We start from the raw sequence: 15596 nt of genomic DNA, 5'->3' as shown, positions 1-15596 counted from the left end.
CGCGCTGCGTTTCAGCGCGGCCAGAAAACAGCGGGCAGGAAACCCTGCCCGTCGTAACGATTACTGCTTCGCACGCTCTTCGAGCATGGCGACTGCTGGCAGCACTTTGCCTTCCACGAATTCGAGGAACGCGCCGCCGCCAGTAGAGATGTAGGAGATTTTGTCAGCAATACCGAACAGATCGATAGCGGCCAGGGTGTCACCGCCACCGGCGATAGAGAATGCGTCGCTGTCGGCAATAGCGTTAGCGATGATTTCAGTGCCTTTACGGAAGTTAGCGAATTCGAATACGCCAACCGGGCCGTTCCACAGGATAGTTTTGGCATTTTTCAGAATTTCAGCCAGTTTCTCTGCGGAAGCGTCGCCAAGGTCAAGGATCTGCTCTTCATCTTTGATATCGTTCACTGATTTCAGCGTAGCGGTCGCAGTTTCAGAGAACTCAGTCGCAACACGAACATCTGTCGGAACCGGAATATCGCACGTACCCAGCAGACGTTTAGCTTCATCAACCAGGTCTGCTTCATACAGGGATTTACCCACGTTGTGACCCTGAGCGGCAACAAAGGTGTTGGCAATACCGCCACCAACAATCAGCTGGTCAGCGATTTTTGACAGGGAATCCAGAACGGTCAGTTTGGTAGAGACTTTAGAACCACCGACGATTGCCACCATCGGACGAGCCGGTTCTTTCAGCGCTTTACCCAGCGCGTCCAGTTCGTCAGCCAGCAGCGGACCTGCACAGGCAACATCAGCAAATTTGCCGATACCGTGCGTGGAAGCCTGCGCGCGGTGAGCGGTACCGAAGGCATCCATAACAAACACGTCGCACAGCGCCGCATATTTTTTGGACAGTGCTTCGTCGTCTTTCTTCTCGCCTTTGTTAAAGCGCACGTTTTCCAGAACAACCAGCTCACCTTCAGCCACTTCAACACCGTCAAGGTAATCTTTTACCAGACGAACCGGGCTGGAGAGTTTGTCTTTCAGATAGTTAACAACCGGAAGCAGAGAGAATTCTTCATTGTACTCGCCTTCGGTAGGACGACCCAGGTGAGAAGTAACCATCACTTTTGCACCCTGTTTCAGGGCCAGTTCGATGGTTGGCAGGGAAGCACGGATACGCGCGTCGCTGGTTACTTTCCCTTCTTTAACTGGTACGTTGAGATCCGCACGGATAAAAACACGTTTACCAGCAAGATCCAGATCGGTCATCTTAATTACAGACATGGTGAATCCTCTCGTTGATTCTTAAAGTTTTGCAGGCGCAACAAGCGCCTTACCTGAAACCAATAGCTGCCATGGCTAACGTCGTGTCGAGCATTCGGTTAGCAAAGCCCCATTCATTATCGCACCAGACGAGCGTCTTGATCAGGTGCGCTCCACTCACGCGCGTTTGTGTGCCGTCAACAATGGCACTGTGCGGATCGTGGTTAAAATCAGTTGAGACCAACGGTAATTCCGTATAGTCAACTATACCATGAAATGCTCCCCGCGCTGCTTTTTGCAGCAACAGGTTGACTTCACTCGCTTTTACCGGCTGCCTGACGGTGACACTAAGGTCGATAGCTGTCACATTGATGGTCGGCACGCGCACGGCAATGGCTTCGAAACAGTCATCAAATTGCGGCAGGATACGTGCAATGCCAGCGGCCAGTTTGGTATCTACCGGAATAATGGACTGACTGGCCGCGCGCGTACGACGCAAGTCTGGATGGTACGCGTCAATCACCTGCTGATCGTGCATCGCAGAGTGGATAGTCGTCACCGTACCCGACTCGATGGCAAAGGCATCATCCAGCAATTTAATGACGGGAATTATACAGTTTGTGGTACAGGAAGCGTTGGAAACGATGCGGTGATCGGCCTGTAGCGTGTCATGGTTCACACCATAGACCACCGTAGCGTCGAGATCGTTACTGCCGGGATGAGAAAAGAGTACTTTCTTTGCGCCAGCGGCAAGATGGGCGTTGCCGTCTTCACGTGTGCCATAAACGCCAGTACAGTCGAGTACGACGTCCACGCCCAGTTCACGCCACGGGAGCGCATCAAGGGTACGTTCATGGAGAAGGCGGATGGCATCATCACCGACGAAAAGTTGCTCACGCTCCTGACGAACATCCCAGGCAAAGCGGCCGTGGCTGGTGTCGTATTTCAATAAATGCGCGATGCCTGCGGCATCCGCCAGCTCATTGATTGCCACCACGGTAATTTCCGCCCGACGCCCGGATTCATACAAAGCACGAACCACATTACGCCCAATGCGACCGAAGCCATTAATCGCTACGCGTACGGTCATAGATCTCCTGCAAAACATCCCGATTCCGTGAGGCTGACAGAGTAATGCAGCAGCCCGCTGAGGGAAACCTTGCCTGTCACAAACTGCGACTGATTGATTAATTGTCGAACGTTTAATCGACTGAAACGGTTCAGCTAGAATAAGTGAATTGTGGAATAAAAGGAATCTATGCCGCTGGCGTTAGCACATTTATCTGATCTGCGTCACATTTCAGCCCGCCCGTTATTTCCTCTGCGGAATTATGCAAAAGCATAGCGGGATTTTTTGTTTGCACACGTCACATTTCCTGATTTAAATCAGTGAATGAGCCTGTTCACACGCATAAGATCCGCCGCACGTCCGGGTCCCGGAGTCATCTCATATTATGGAACATTCACTCTCTCCTGACGGCGCGCGTTTTTACGCCCTCCGCCTTATTCCTGGCCAGGAAGTATTCGCACATCTGCATGCTTTCATTGAGAAAAATCATATTCGCGCAGGCTGGATTGCGGGTTGTACCGGTAGTCTGAGCAATGTGGCGTTACGCTACGCAGGCCGGGAAGGAACAACCCATCTCACCGGTACGTTCGAAGTGATCGCACTTAATGGCACGCTGGAATTGACCGGCGAACATTTGCATCTTGCCATTGCCGATCCTGACGGTGCCATGCTGGGCGGTCATATGATGCCCGGCTGTACCGTGCGCACTACCCTTGAACTGGTGATTGGTGAGCTGACGTCGGTGACGTTTAGCCGCCAGCCCTGCCCGGTTTCCGGCTATGACGAACTGGTCGTCACGCCACGTCACTAAAATACGAACACGAGGTTTTCATGGCGCAGCGCCGTTTTTCCAGTCTCTCTCTGGTATTAATCGTTATCTGTATCGCCATCAATATGATTGGCGGTCAACTGGTCAGTATGTTGAAGCTGCCCATTTTCCTTGATTCTATCGGTACGCTGATCGCTGCCGTATTGCTTGGGCCGTGGGTTGGTATGCTTACCGGGCTGCTGACCAACCTGCTGTGGGGGCTATTGACCGACCCCATCGCCGCCGCGTTTGCACCTGTGGCAATGGTTATCGGCCTGGTCGCTGGTTTGCTGGCGCGGGCGGGCTGGTTCCGGACCCTGCCAAAAGTCATTGTCAGCGGCGTTATCATTACCCTCGCCGTCACGGTGGTGGCGGTGCCGCTACGCACCGGGCTGTTTGGCGGCGTGACCGGCAGCGGCGCGGATCTCTTCGTCGCGTGGATGCATTCGATGGGGCAGAATCTGGTCGAATCCGTGGCGGTCACCGTGCTGGGTGCAAACCTGATAGATAAGATCCTCACCGCAATCATCGTCTGGGTGCTGCTGCGCCAACTTCCGCTACGCACTATGCGTCATTTCCCGGGTACGGCGGCTGTTCGCTAAATGCATCCGTTTACCTCGCTGACCCTGTGGGCACTGGCCGCCTGTACAACGCTGCTGATGCCGGCAGGGATTATGCTCACGGGCTACAGCATGGCGACTTTTCTCGGACTTCTGCTGTTTCGCGCTACCCGGCGTCGTTTTGGCTACGTTGCGTGGCTGATGATCTCATTAGGTGCAGGGTTGTGGCTGGTTCATGGTGGCTGGTTCACCGCCTGGCTTAGTGGTCAGCCACGCGATCCCAGCCGCTGGACGTATGCCATCACGCTGTGGCTACGCATTATGGCGATCGTTTCCACCGCCCAGTACTGGATACACTACGTTCCGGTTCGTCAGTTTATTCGTGCGCTTTTTGCATCGCGCTTACCGCCCGGCCTGGCGTATCTGTTTGCCGGGCCCCTGCTGGTGATTGAGCAGCTAAAGCAACAATTAGCCACTATTCATGAAGCACAACGGGCGCGAGGAGTTCCTCTGGATGGACGCTGGTATCAGCGCCTGCGGGCTATGCCAGCGCTGGTTATTCCTTTGACGCATAGCGCGCTGAATAATTTAGCCGTGCGCGGCACCGCACTGGACATGCGTGCATTTCGCCTGCATTCCCGGCGGACAACACTATGGGCACCTAAAGACAGCCGCCGCCAAAAAGGGTTGCGCTACGCGATGGTCGCGCTGATGGTGGCAGAAGCAGGAGTCAAGTTTTGGACTTTTTTACGCTAGAAAACTTTTATTTTGCCCCTCTGCATGGTCCGTGGACGACGAGCATGCTCAGCAGCACGCGCCTGCTTAACTGGCGTTATGACCAGCCGGGAATGGTGCTGATCACCGGCGGCAACGGCAGCGGTAAAAGTTCGCTGGCTCAGTTGCTGGCAGGATGCTGGTTTCCCGAGTTTATGACGCCTGATTATTACGGAGAAGGCCGCGCCTTTTTACTCGGTATTGAGGTGGGGAAAATGTTGCTGGCTGAGCGTGCACAGCATATTCAGCTCGTCCAGCAATCTCCTTATCTGCAATTTTCTGGATGCACCTTCAGCGTTGAAGAGGAAGTGGCCTTTGGTCCGGAAAATCTTTGCCTCAGCGAAAAAGACATTCTGGCGCGCGTTGATGCGGCGCTCACGCTCACGGACTGCCAGCCACTACGTTACCGGCATCCGGTGGCGCTTTCTGGCGGAGAAGCACAGCGCGTGGTAATTGCCTGCGCGCTGGCCATGCAACCACGCCTTCTGCTGCTGGACGAAGCCTTTAGTCGGCTGACCGCGCAGGCCACGCGAACGCTACTTGCGCGCCTGCAGGCCTGGGCAACAGAACAGCAGGCGCTGGTGATTATTCTGGAGCGCAAAAGCGAACCGTTCAGGGATTATTGCCAGCATGGCTGGCGACTTCATGCCGGAGAACTGCTGTCTGTATGTTAACGCTTACTAACGTGTTTTATCGCTGGCCAGGTGCCAGTGAGGATTGCCTGCGTGGGCTGTCGCTGCAGATCAACCAGGGGGAGTGGCTGGCGCTGACGGGTGATAATGGAGCCGGAAAATCAACGCTGCTGCGGCTGATGGCAGGACTTCTTTCCCCCGGCGCGGGCCACATAACGTTTCAGGGCATCCCGCTGAGCGAAATGAAAAATCAACAGCGCGCCGCCGCGATTGGCGTGCTATTTCAGGAAGCCGAAAACCAGATTTTTCACAGTCAGGTGGCAAAGGAGGTCGCATTTGGCCTGCACCTGCAAAAGCGGCCCGCTCAGGAGCTCGAACAGCGCACTGCCGACGCGCTGGCGCTGTGTGGCTTAGAGGACGTGGCGCTAGCGCACCCGCTGGATTTATATATCGCCCAGCGGCGTATGGTGGCGGTGGCCTCACTGGAGGCGCTGGCCCCGCCACTCATTCTGCTCGACGAGCCGAGCCGCGATTTCGATGAACACTGGCTGGGCATTTTTGAGGGCTGGCTTGCCGCTTGTCGCCAACGGGGAACGACCGTACTGGCCATTAGCCATGATGCAGAATTCACCCACCGCCACTTTCCACGCGTCGTGCGTCTGCAACAAGGCTTACTGGTTAATAGCGATAACCCCCTTCAGGCGTCATCTCCAGCGTAAGATCGGCAGGAAGACTGCCGGTCAGTACGCGCTCAACATTCGGGCCATCGGTACGCAGGTAAAACGCCTGCGCCTCTTGGGCCGATAATCCACCAGCGATTTTACGGTGAATGAGCCGCTGACGAAGCACATCCGGCGGCGCTTTAATAAAAATAGAGAAGTCACAGAACTCACGCAGTGCATGCCAGCGTTCGTCGTCCAGTAGCAGCCAGTTACCCTCAACGATGACGATGGGCGCAGTAACCTGAATCGCCGCTTCCTCGGGATCGTGTTTCTGGCGGTCGTATTGCGGCCAGCATCCCTCACCTTCGCGGATCTGCCGCAGATTCTGCGCCAGTTTTTCCACATCAAAGGTTTCCGGCGCACCTTTGAACGGCCGCAAGCCTGTTTCATCCAGCCAGCGATTGTAGTGATGGAAGCCATCCATCGGCAGCGTCTGAAGCGCCAGGAGCGTCGGGTCCTCGCGGGACAGCGTTTCCCAGAAAGTCGTTAAGGTGGATTTTCCCGTCCCCGGCGGGGCACTGAGAAAAATAATGGTACGGGGATAAGGCGAGGTAGAGCGTATATTTTCCAGGCGGCGCAGCAGCGGTTTATGGACGGTCTCAATATCGCTTTCTGCGTAATCAACTTCAGTTTGCAGCCCGTTCACCCTCAGGGATATTTTCACGGCGTTAATTCCTTTACTATCGTCGTCACCGCCAGCACCAGCGCCGTTTTGAGCATCGCAATGTAACGCGTTTCTGAATAGACGGCGAAATCGGCAAATTTCATCGCTTTTAGCGCGTCATATAACATCGCATTGTCGGTAATACTGTTGATGTTGCTGATAAAATCCCAGGTAAGCTCATCTGCATAGCCTGGCACCTGGTCCTGCGTTGCCAGATAATGGCCGAACTGCGAGAAATGGGTGATATCGGCATACAGCCACTTATCCATTTTTCCGAGGGCAAATATCAGGCGTAGCGCCACATCAATATCATCCAGCGGTCCACTCTGCGCCAGCAGCGGTTTGACGGCATATTCGACGATCTCTTCGTCATTGTTAACGAATAACGACGGCAGAAACTGCCTGATGGCCCGCAGCAAAATAGCATTCGCAGTTTCCATAAAGGAGCGTAAATCGTCCTGATTGTTTAGCTGCTCAAGCACATCATCTTCTGTCAGCGTCGTCATTCGTCTCTCGATAGATCACCTGAAATGTAAGGAGTCTATTATATTACACGTTCGGTCAGCGCCATTGATAAGCAATGTTTGCGTACTCACCTTGCCGTTGTACTGATGAATGCCTTTCAGTAGATCGCCATCCGTAACACCAGTGGCGCAGAAAAGAACATCGTCACTTTTCACCAGTTCCTGCAACGGGTAGATCCGGTTCACTTCAACGCCCATTGCCGCACAGCGGCGACGTTCATCCTCGGCAATTTGACAATGCGCCTGCGCCTCCCCTTTCGCCTGGCGGAAATCGATTAATTCAGCCTGCATATCCCCGTCAAGCGCTTTGACTGCACAGGCGGAAATAACGCCTTCCGGCGCGCCACCGACGGTGTACATGACGTCAAAAGGATTATCATGCTGGCAGGTCATCACGCTGGCGGCGACGTCACCATCCGCCAGAGCAAATACTTTCACCCCTAAGCGGGTTGCAGCCTGAATTGCCGGTTGAAGCCGTGGTTTGTCCAGCGTCACCATGCGCAGCGACTCAAGCGGCTTGTCCAGAGCGGTAGCCACATTACGCAGGTTTTCCTCAAGCGATAATGCCAGGTTGATCGCACCACGCGCACGCTGGTTTACCACCAGTTTTTTCATGTACATATCCGGCGCGTGCAGCAAACTTCCCTGCGGCGCAAATGCCATCACCGCCAGCGCATTACTTTGTCCCATCGCCACCATTCGCGTGCCTTCGATGGGATCGACGGCAATATCAACCGCCGGGCCGCAGCCCGTGCCGACGTCCTCACCTATATAAAGCATCGGCGCGTGGTCGATTTCCCCCTCGCCAATGACAATACGCCCTCGCATGGCGATATCGTTTAATGCCCGCCGCATCGCTGCCACTGCCAGACCATCAATTTTATTCTTGTCGCCACATCCGGTTTGCGGCCAGGCGGCAAGTGCCGCCTGTTCCGTAATACGAAAGAGCGGCCACGCCAGTGACATCATTCCGCCGCCTCCCCAATATCCACACCGAAGTGCGCCAGCAAATATTTCTCCGCCTGCTCGTTCCAGATGCCATGGGTTTGTGCAACCAGTTCCGCCAGCGCGTTAAACAGGGGATCGGTTTTGCCCTTTTCAGCAAAATCCGCAATCGCCGTCAGCGGCATGGTGACCCCGTTGTAGATAAGCTTCTTGCCGCCAGGAATATCCGGCAGATTAAGCACCGTTTCCGGTACCGCATCCAGCCCGCCGATGTGAGTGACCATAAAGGAAGGCTGGAGCTGGCCTGAGGCGCTCAGGGCAATTGCCTCTTTCATATCCTCCGTCGAGCCACCAGACGTGCCCACCACATGGGTACTGTTGTAATGCACGTTGTAGAAGTTAAACGGCACCTTGAAGTTTTTATCCGTCGGGCCGGCAAAGAAATTCAGACAACCATCTTCCGCCAGCAGATCGTCGGCCATCTCCACCACCGCCGGGACTGCCGCATAAACAAAGATATCGTCAAAGCCCGCATCATTGGTCAGCGCACGTAACGCCTGTACTGGATCGTTGATGCCAGAGGTATTGACATACACCAGCTCAATACCCTTACTGGCCGCCAGCGCTACCGGCAGTAATTTTTGTACCTGCGCCAGCCGCTTCTCATCAATGTCCACCACCACCACTTTGGCTGGTTTGATATTACCGTTGATCGCATAGTCAATCGCGCCAATACCCATTGGCCCGGCGCAGGCCAGCAGGGCAATATTCCCCCCAGGCTTCACGCCCATCCGATGCTCATAAACATATTGCGTGGTGTGATAATTGGCGTGATACGCACCAATAATACAGCACAGCGGTTCCGCCAGTGAAGCCGCCGCAAAATAAGAACCGTGATACGGTAATACGCAGCCGAGACTAATCGCGACTTCAGGAATAATCATATAGGTGGCGTTACCGCCAAAATATTCATAACTGTAGCCAGCAGAATAGCCGCTCGGTAATCCCATCGCCGGTTGCAGAACAAAGCGCTGGCCTTTTTTATATTTACCTGTCAAATTCTTACCGACTTCAACAATAATTCCTGCGCATTCATGGCCAGTAATGGCAGGATGATTCTCCAGATCGTCCGGTACTCGTTTATGATCGCTTGCGAGTAATGCCGCTTTCCATGTTGATAAACAAACGCTGTCTGAAATAACGCTGACCAGCAGTTCATTGTCGGTAATTTCCGGTAATTCAAACTCGCGGATACGGACATCCCGCTTGCCATAAATAGCAGCAACTTTGGTTTTCATATTGACCTCTGCGTTTAGTTTTTATGTTCAGCGGTTAACTGATTAAATAAGGTGTCAAGTTGGGGGTCACCAATATAATTATTAATTAACACCAGTGGCTTATTCGTAACGCGTTTCACTCGACCTTCAAGGCTGGCGTGGGTGACCACAATATCCGCTGCATCCGGTGTGTTTTCGATGGAGAAATGTTTAACCTCTATCGTAAGCCCGGCTTTCTCAAGACGTTTACGGAAGGTGGTTGCACCCATCGCGCTGGACCCCATTCCGGCATCGCAGACAAAAGCAATAAACTTCACCCGACTCAGAGAGAATGCGCCTTCCTGCTTCATGGCTTTCACTGCGCTGGCTGACTGAGCGAATTCATCCTCAGACTCCGTTTCCGCGGTTTTTTCCATCTTCAGAATTAATGAGGTTATGATGAATGAAACGAGAGCGCCTGCCGTTACGCCTGCAATAGTGGCCAGGAAAGATCCTTTCGGCGTCAATGCCAGATAAGCGAAGATAGAACCCGGACTTGGACCTGCGACCAGGCCGCCATCCAGTAAATTAAAGATCCACGTGCCCGACATTCCACCGGCAATCATGGCGATAATGGTCAGCGGTTTCATCAGTACATACGGGAAATAAAGTTCGTGAATACCGCCGAGGAAATGAATGATCATCGCCCCTGGCGCGGAACGTTTACTCATCCCTTTACCGAAGAACGTGAACGCCAGCAGTAAGCCCAGCCCCGGACCGGGATTAGAGGCCACCATAAAGAAGATGGATTTACCGTTCACCGACGCCTGCTGCATTCCCAGCGGATAATACACCCCCTGATCGATGGCGTTATTCAAAAAGAGGATTTTCGCCGGTTCATTGATAACCGACAGCAGCGGCAAATAGCCCGCATGCACCAGCGCTTCAATGCACTCTTTGACAAAATTATTCGCCACGATCACCGCCGGGCCGATGATTTCAAATCCCAGCAGGCACAGCATCATACCGGCGATGCCCAACGAGAAGTTATTGATCACCATTTCGAAGCCAGCGGGAATACGTTTCTCCAGCGCTTTATCGATATACTTAATGACCAGACCGCCCAGCGGCCCCATGATCATTGAGCCAAGGAACATCGGAATTTCAGCACCGACGATAACGCCGACAGTGCCAATACCGCCCATTACCGCGCCGCGCTTACCACCAATCAGACTGCCGCCAGTGGAGCCAATCATAACCGGCAGCAGATAGGTGATCATCGGACCGACGATTTTGGCAAAATGCTCATTGGGCATCCAGCCGGTCGGAATAAATAATGCAGTGATAAACCCCCAGGCAATAAAGGCCCCAATATTCGGGATGACCATTGCGGTCAAAAAGCCCCCAAAAGCCTGGACCTTTGCACGAGCAGACTTATTTTCCATGATAATATCCTGTAAAGGAGAATAGAATTACGCGAGAGCGATAATATCCTTGAGCTGTATTGCATTATTTGCGCTTAACAAAGACTCCAGTATTTCATTCTCACACAGTAATTCACTGAGCGCCTGAATAGCGCCAATATGAGAATCGGCATGAGCTGCAGCCAGGCCAATCAACAATTTGACCGGTTCATCCGTGTTATCAAAATGTACTGGTTGCTGAAGCAGAATTAATGACAGTCCCGTTTGGTAAGCCCCACATTCTGGCCTGGCATGCGGCATGGCCACGCCCGGAGCCAGAATATAATAAGGCCCATTACTGAGCGTTGAATCTTTTATTGCCTGAATATATTCAGGGTTAATATATTTATGTTTAAGTAGTGCATCCATTGAAAAATCGATGGCTTCCTGCCAGTCTTTTGCTGCTTCTTTTACCTCAACAGCCCCATCGGGGAAATAATCCCTTAGCCGCATAATGCGCCCCTTAATTTATTAAATACCGGTTTACGGTAAAAATAAAATACTCGTTGAAAGCAGTGAAATCAATGAGGCCACTTAGCCGGAAACATAAAAAACCCTGGTAATTAAGATAAATAAATTCAATTGGTTATAAAATTTCAACCGAATAAATGTGATTTATATTGCAAATACACAACAAATCTAAAAATAACATTTGCAATGCAGATCACATTTATAGTCTTGCCTTAGCTTATTTTAGTGATCGTACGCATAAAAAAACGGGCCGCTTACGCGACCCGTTACTGATGGCATTAAGATTAAAGCAGAGCTTTTGCTTTCGCCAGCACGTTATCAACGGTGAAGCCAAACTCTTCAAACAGCAGCTCAGCCGGCGCAGACTCACCAAAGGTGGTCATACCGACGATAGCGCCGTTCAGGCCGACGTATTTGTACCAGTAGTCTGCGATACCCGCTTCCACGGCAACGCGTGCGGAGACCGCTTTCGGCAGTACAGATTCACGGTAAGCGGCATCCTGCTTGTCGAAAGCATCGGTAGACGGCATGGAAACCACGCGCGCCTTCACGCCTTGGGCAGTCAGTTTTTCCCATGCGGCAACCGCCAGTTCAACTTCAGAACCCGTCGCGATGAAGATCAGTTCCGGCTGGCCCGCGCAGTCTTTCAGCACGTAACCACCGCGCGCGATGTTCGCCAGTTGCTCTTCGGTACGTTCCTGCTGCGCCAGGTTCTGGCGGGAGAGGATCAGCGCGGTCGGGCCGTCCTGACGCTCAACGCCATATTTCCATGCCACCGCAGACTCTACCTGATCACACGGACGCCAGGTGGACATGTTCGGGGTCACACGCAGGGAAGCCACCTGCTCTACTGGCTGGTGAGTCGGGCCATCTTCGCCCAGACCAATGGAGTCGTGGGTGTAGACCATCACCTGACGCTGTTTCATCAGCGCCGCCATACGCACTGCGTTACGGGCATATTCCACAAACATCAGGAAGGTGGAGGTGTACGGCAGGAAACCACCGTGCAGGGCGATACCGTTGGCAATCGCGGTCATGCCGAACTCGCGCACGCCGTAATGGATGTAGTTGCCCGCGGTATCTTCGTTGATCGCTTTAGAACCAGACCAAAGGGTCAGGTTAGAAGGTGCGAGGTCAGCGGAGCCGCCGAGGAATTCCGGCAACAGCGGGCCGAACGCTTCAATCGCATTCTGAGAGGCTTTACGGCTGGCGATTTTGGACGGATTCGCCTGCAATTTGGCGATGAATTTGCTGGCTTTGGCATCGAAATCTGCCGGCATATCACCTTTCATACGGCGGGTGAACTCAGCGGCTTCCTGCGGGAAGGCTTTGGCATAGGCGGCGAATTTTTCATTCCAGGCGGATTCTTTCGCCTGACCCATTTCTTTCGCATCCCACTGCGCATAGATGTCAGAGGGGATTTCGAACGGCGCGTGTTTCCAGCCCAGTTGTTCGCGGGTCAGTACAATTTCCGCGTCGCCCAGTGGCGCACCGTGGGAGTCGTGGGTACCCGCTTTGTTTGGCGAACCGAAACCAATGATGGTTTTGCACAGCAGCAAGGACGGTTTGTCGGTCACCGCACGCGCTTCTTCTACTGCGCGCTTAATGGATTCAGCATCGTGACCGTCAACACCACGAACCACGTGCCAGCCGTAAGCTTCAAAACGCTTCGCGGTATCATCAGTGAACCAGCCCTCAATGTGACCGTCGATGGAGATACCATTGTCGTCGTAGAAGGCAACCAGTTTACCCAGTTTCAGGGTACCGGCCAGGGAACATACCTCGTGAGAGATACCTTCCATCATGCAGCCATCACCCATAAAGGCGTAAGTGAAGTGGTCAACAATATCGTGGCCCGGACGGTTAAACTGCGCCGCCAGCGTTTTTTCAGCGATAGCCATACCGACTGCGTTAGCAATACCCTGCCCCAACGGTCCGGTCGTGGTTTCAACCCCTGCGGTATAACCAACTTCCGGGTGGCCAGGCGTTTTAGAGTGCAGCTGGCGGAAGTTTTTCAGTTCATCAATCGGCAGATCATAACCGGTGAGGTGCAGCAGGCTATAGATCAGCATGGAGCCGTGGCCGTTGGACAGAACGAAGCGGTCGCGATCGGCCCAGGACGGGTTCTGCGGGTTATGGTTCAGGAAATCGCGCCACAGGACTTCGGCAATGTCAGCCATGCCCATAGGGGCTCCGGGGTGGCCGGATTTGGCTTTCTGTACAGCATCCATGCTCAGCGCACGAATAGCATTGGCAAGCTCTTTACGTGAGGACATTTTGACTCCAGATCGGATAAATGAAGGCTATGCCCGCAACGACTTGACGACAGCGCGTTTTGGGCTACGCCGGAAAAAAGTGCCAACAATGTAACCCAAGCGACAAGCCATGTACATGGAGCATCCTTTTATGAATTCAGAAATCTCCGGATCGTGCTCGCAGGTTGCGCAATCTTCTCGCTCGCGTGTTGTTCTTTTCTTTATACTTATGCCGAACGCTGGTTCGTTTGAAACCAGTACATCATCAAAATAAATATTTCACGCGTGCGGAAGGGAATACATGAAAATTCGTTCAGCTTTGCTTGCCTTTGGGATCGCGGCCACCCTGACGGGTTGTCAGAATATGGACTCTAATGGTTTTTTAAGCTCTGGCGCGGAAGCGTTCCAGGCGTACACCCTCAGCGACGCCCAGGTAAAAGAGCTTAGCGACGAAGCCTGTAAAGAGATGGACGGTAAAGCGTCAATTGCCCCCTCAAGCAGTGACTACAGTAAGCGTCTGGCGAAAATCGCTAACGCCCTGGGCGACAATATTAACGGCCAGCCAGTGAACTATAAGGTTTATCAGACTAAGGATGTGAACGCATTTGCGATGGCTAACGGCTGCATCCGTGTTTACAGCGGTCTGATGGATATGATGAATGATAATGAAGTCGAAGCGGTCATCGGTCATGAGATGGGACACGTTGCGCTTGGGCACGTGAAGAAAGGCATGCAGGTTGCACTGGGCACTAATGCCGTACGCGGTGCGGCAGCTTCAGCCGGTGGGGTGGTCGGCAGCCTGTCTCAGTCGCAGTTAGGGGATTTAGGTGAAAAACTGGTGAACTCACAGTTCTCACAGCGTCAGGAGTCGGAAGCGGACGATTATTCATACGATCTGCTGCGCAAACGCGGCATTAGCCCGGCAGGTCTGGCTACCAGCTTCGAGAAACTGGCAAAACTGGAAGCGGGTCGTCAAAGCTCAATGTTTGACGATCACCCGGCCTCAGAGGCTCGCGCCCAGCACATTCGCGATCGCATGGCGGCGGACGGGATTAAGTAAGGCCGAGCGGGATTTTGTTGGATCTGCGCAATAATGCCGGGTAAGCGATGCTACCCGGCATTACCCTTTACTCGCCTTTCTTCGCCGCCTGAATATAAAGCATTTCCAGCGCCAGGGTCGCCGCCGCCAGGGCGGTGATTTCCGACTGGTCGTAGGCCGGAGCCACTTCCACCAGATCCATCCCCACGATGTTCAAATCTTTCAGGCCACGAACCAGTTTAATGGCGCGATCTGTCGTCAGGCCACCGATGACCGGCGTACCGGTTCCTGGCGCAAACGCCGGGTCCAGGCAGTCGATATCAAAGGTCAGATACACCGGCATGTCGCCAACAATCTGTTTTACCTGAGCAATGATGTCATCAACGGTACGGTCGTTCACCTGGCAGGCATCCAGCACAGTAAAGCCGTTATCTTTGTCGAACTCGGTGCGAATACCTATCTGCACCGAATGGTTCGGGTCGATCAGCCCTTCTTTCGGCGCGGTATAGAACATGGTGCCGTGGTCGAATTCACAGCCGTTAGAATAGGTATCGGTATGCGCATCAAAATGCACCAGCGCCATTTTGCCAAAGTGCTTCGCATGCGCACGCAGCAGCGGCAACGTAACGAAGTGGTCACCACCGAAGGAGAGCATACGCTTACCGGCCGCCAGCAATTGCTCAGCATGAGCCTGAAGCTTTTCGCTCATTTCACGCGCATCGCCGAAGGCATAAACCAGATCGCCGCAGTCAACCACGTTCAGACGCTCGCGCATGTCGAAGTTCCACGGGAAACGATGATGCTCCCAGGCCAGGTTGGTGGAAACCTGACGAATCGCTCCCGGACCATGACGGCTGCCTGCGCGGCCAGAGGTTGCCATATCAAACGGCACGCCGGTGATAACCCAGTCCGCATCGCTGTCGTACGGCTGGAAGTTCAGCGGCAGGCGCAGAAAGCCAAAGGCGTTGGATACCAGGGAGTTATCGTATTGATGACCTAAAGTGCTCATGTTCTGACCTCATGCAGAGTCGATACAGTAAAAATAAAAAAAATCCCCTCCGCGTCGTTAAACCCGACGAGGAAGGGATTGATTCGTATAGCGCTAATTGACGCGAATTATCGCCGTTAATTCATACGGGTTCAAGTCAGTATAGCAAACCCAGCATCGCCACCGGAGGGTAACGGCCTGCTTTCATACGCCCGCAATCCAA

At 53.4% G+C, this 15596-nt stretch carries 16 protein-coding genes; 6 read left to right on the top strand and 10 right to left on the bottom strand.

Annotated features, from left to right (window positions below; genetic code table 11):
- Positions 1–60 precede the first annotated feature (60 nt).
- Both pgk and epd read right to left on the bottom strand, forming a co-directional pair.
- Positions 61–1224, bottom strand: coding sequence for a phosphoglycerate kinase (gene pgk, locus CHU32_RS05565; protein ID WP_103675095.1), 1164 nt, complete (start codon positions 1222–1224; stop codon positions 61–63).
- Positions 1225–1273: 49 nt separating this feature from the next.
- A complete protein-coding gene (epd, locus tag CHU32_RS05560) occupies positions 1274–2293 on the bottom strand; it encodes an erythrose-4-phosphate dehydrogenase (RefSeq protein ID WP_103675094.1) in 1020 nt (339 codons plus the stop codon).
- A 364-nt stretch (positions 2294–2657) separates the two neighbouring features.
- On the opposite strand from epd, the gene CHU32_RS05555 reads away from it, so the two are divergent.
- From CHU32_RS05555 to CHU32_RS05535, 5 genes are read left to right on the top strand one after another with little or no spacing between them, the layout of a single operon-like run.
- Complete coding sequence (locus CHU32_RS05555; protein ID WP_103675093.1) at positions 2658–3083, top strand: PPC domain-containing DNA-binding protein; 426 nt, start codon at positions 2658–2660, stop codon at positions 3081–3083.
- Positions 3084–3103: 20 nt separating this feature from the next.
- The gene (locus CHU32_RS05550) at positions 3104–3682 is read left to right on the top strand and encodes an ECF transporter S component (protein ID WP_103675092.1); all 579 of its coding nucleotides are present in this window, start codon (positions 3104–3106) and stop codon (positions 3680–3682) included.
- Positions 3683–4396 carry an energy-coupling factor transporter transmembrane component T gene (locus CHU32_RS05545; RefSeq protein ID WP_103675091.1) on the top strand — a complete coding sequence of 238 codons (714 nt, stop codon included), beginning with the start codon at positions 3683–3685 and terminating at the stop codon, positions 4394–4396.
- A gap of 44 nt (positions 4397–4440) precedes the next feature.
- Entirely contained in the window at positions 4441–5088 is a 648-nt protein-coding gene (locus tag CHU32_RS05540; RefSeq protein ID WP_103675319.1) for an ABC transporter ATP-binding protein, read from the top strand.
- On the top strand, positions 5082–5765 hold the full coding sequence (locus tag CHU32_RS05535; RefSeq protein ID WP_103675090.1) for an energy-coupling factor ABC transporter ATP-binding protein: 684 nt from the start codon (positions 5082–5084) through the stop codon (positions 5763–5765). The genes CHU32_RS05540 and CHU32_RS05535 overlap by 7 nt, the downstream gene beginning before the upstream one ends.
- On the opposite strand, the gene CHU32_RS05530 is transcribed toward CHU32_RS05535, so the two are convergent.
- The 7 genes from CHU32_RS05530 to tkt form a co-directional block, all read right to left on the bottom strand.
- A complete protein-coding gene (locus CHU32_RS05530; protein WP_103675089.1) occupies positions 5725–6432 on the bottom strand; it encodes a nucleoside/nucleotide kinase family protein in 708 nt (235 codons plus the stop codon). The two genes, CHU32_RS05535 and CHU32_RS05530, sit on opposite strands and share 41 nt — an antisense overlap.
- Positions 6429–6938, bottom strand: coding sequence for an MltR family transcriptional regulator (locus CHU32_RS05525; protein ID WP_103675088.1), 510 nt, complete (start codon positions 6936–6938; stop codon positions 6429–6431). Before CHU32_RS05525 ends, CHU32_RS05530 begins: the two co-directional genes overlap by 4 nt.
- Positions 6939–6953: 15 nt before the next feature.
- A complete protein-coding gene (gene glpX, locus CHU32_RS05520) occupies positions 6954–7925 on the bottom strand; it encodes a class II fructose-bisphosphatase (RefSeq protein ID WP_103675087.1) in 972 nt (323 codons plus the stop codon).
- Complete coding sequence (locus CHU32_RS05515) at positions 7922–9199, bottom strand: zinc-binding dehydrogenase (protein ID WP_103675086.1); 1278 nt, start codon at positions 9197–9199, stop codon at positions 7922–7924. The genes glpX and CHU32_RS05515 overlap by 4 nt, the downstream gene beginning before the upstream one ends.
- A 14-nt stretch (positions 9200–9213) precedes the next feature.
- A complete protein-coding gene (locus CHU32_RS05510) occupies positions 9214–10602 on the bottom strand; it encodes a PTS mannitol transporter subunit IIBC (RefSeq protein WP_103675085.1) in 1389 nt (462 codons plus the stop codon).
- A 27-nt stretch (positions 10603–10629) separates the two neighbouring features.
- A complete protein-coding gene (gene cmtB / locus CHU32_RS05505) occupies positions 10630–11073 on the bottom strand; it encodes a PTS mannitol transporter subunit IIA (RefSeq protein WP_103675084.1) in 444 nt (147 codons plus the stop codon).
- Positions 11074–11375: 302 nt separating this feature from the next.
- Positions 11376–13367 carry a transketolase gene (gene tkt / locus CHU32_RS05500; RefSeq protein ID WP_103675083.1) on the bottom strand — a complete coding sequence of 664 codons (1992 nt, stop codon included), beginning with the start codon at positions 13365–13367 and terminating at the stop codon, positions 11376–11378.
- Between the two features lie 280 nt (positions 13368–13647).
- On the opposite strand from tkt, the gene loiP reads away from it, so the two are divergent.
- On the top strand, positions 13648–14406 hold the full coding sequence (gene loiP / locus CHU32_RS05495) for a metalloprotease LoiP (RefSeq protein WP_103675082.1): 759 nt from the start codon (positions 13648–13650) through the stop codon (positions 14404–14406).
- Positions 14407–14473: 67 nt separating this feature from the next.
- Here the strand turns inward: loiP and speB are convergent, their stop codons facing one another.
- A complete protein-coding gene (speB, locus tag CHU32_RS05490) occupies positions 14474–15394 on the bottom strand; it encodes an agmatinase (RefSeq protein ID WP_103675081.1) in 921 nt (306 codons plus the stop codon).
- Positions 15395–15596: the final 202 nt, after the last annotated feature.

Source organism: Superficieibacter electus, assembly GCF_002915575.1.
Lineage (GTDB): Bacteria > Pseudomonadota > Gammaproteobacteria > Enterobacterales > Enterobacteriaceae > Superficieibacter > Superficieibacter electus.
Note: the sequence above shows the minus strand (reverse complement) of the source record. Positions and strands in the feature narration are given on the sequence as shown.

Bases quoted from the DNA above. Each gene is read 5' to 3' on its own strand.
- cmtB (WP_103675084.1), bottom strand. From the start codon at position 11,073: ATGCGGCTAAGGGATTATTTCCCCGATGGGGCTGTTGAGGTAAAAGAA.
- pgk (WP_103675095.1), bottom strand. From the start codon at position 1,224: ATGTCTGTAATTAAGATGACCGATCTGGATCTTGCTGGTAAACGTGTT.
- CHU32_RS05555 (WP_103675093.1), top strand. From the start codon at position 2,658: ATGGAACATTCACTCTCTCCTGACGGCGCGCGTTTTTACGCCCTCCGC.
- CHU32_RS05510 (WP_103675085.1), bottom strand. From the start codon at position 10,602: ATGGAAAATAAGTCTGCTCGTGCAAAGGTCCAGGCTTTTGGGGGCTTT.
- glpX (WP_103675087.1), bottom strand. From the start codon at position 7,925: ATGATGTCACTGGCGTGGCCGCTCTTTCGTATTACGGAACAGGCGGCA.
- loiP (WP_103675082.1), top strand. From the start codon at position 13,648: ATGAAAATTCGTTCAGCTTTGCTTGCCTTTGGGATCGCGGCCACCCTG.
- speB (WP_103675081.1), bottom strand. From the start codon at position 15,394: ATGAGCACTTTAGGTCATCAATACGATAACTCCCTGGTATCCAACGCC.
- tkt (WP_103675083.1), bottom strand. From the start codon at position 13,367: ATGTCCTCACGTAAAGAGCTTGCCAATGCTATTCGTGCGCTGAGCATG.
- CHU32_RS05525 (WP_103675088.1), bottom strand. From the start codon at position 6,938: ATGACGACGCTGACAGAAGATGATGTGCTTGAGCAGCTAAACAATCAG.
- CHU32_RS05550 (WP_103675092.1), top strand. From the start codon at position 3,104: ATGGCGCAGCGCCGTTTTTCCAGTCTCTCTCTGGTATTAATCGTTATC.
- CHU32_RS05535 (WP_103675090.1), top strand. From the start codon at position 5,082: ATGTTAACGCTTACTAACGTGTTTTATCGCTGGCCAGGTGCCAGTGAG.
- CHU32_RS05515 (WP_103675086.1), bottom strand. From the start codon at position 9,199: ATGAAAACCAAAGTTGCTGCTATTTATGGCAAGCGGGATGTCCGTATC.
- CHU32_RS05540 (WP_103675319.1), top strand. From the start codon at position 4,441: ATGCTCAGCAGCACGCGCCTGCTTAACTGGCGTTATGACCAGCCGGGA.
- epd (WP_103675094.1), bottom strand. From the start codon at position 2,293: ATGACCGTACGCGTAGCGATTAATGGCTTCGGTCGCATTGGGCGTAAT.
- CHU32_RS05545 (WP_103675091.1), top strand. From the start codon at position 3,683: ATGCATCCGTTTACCTCGCTGACCCTGTGGGCACTGGCCGCCTGTACA.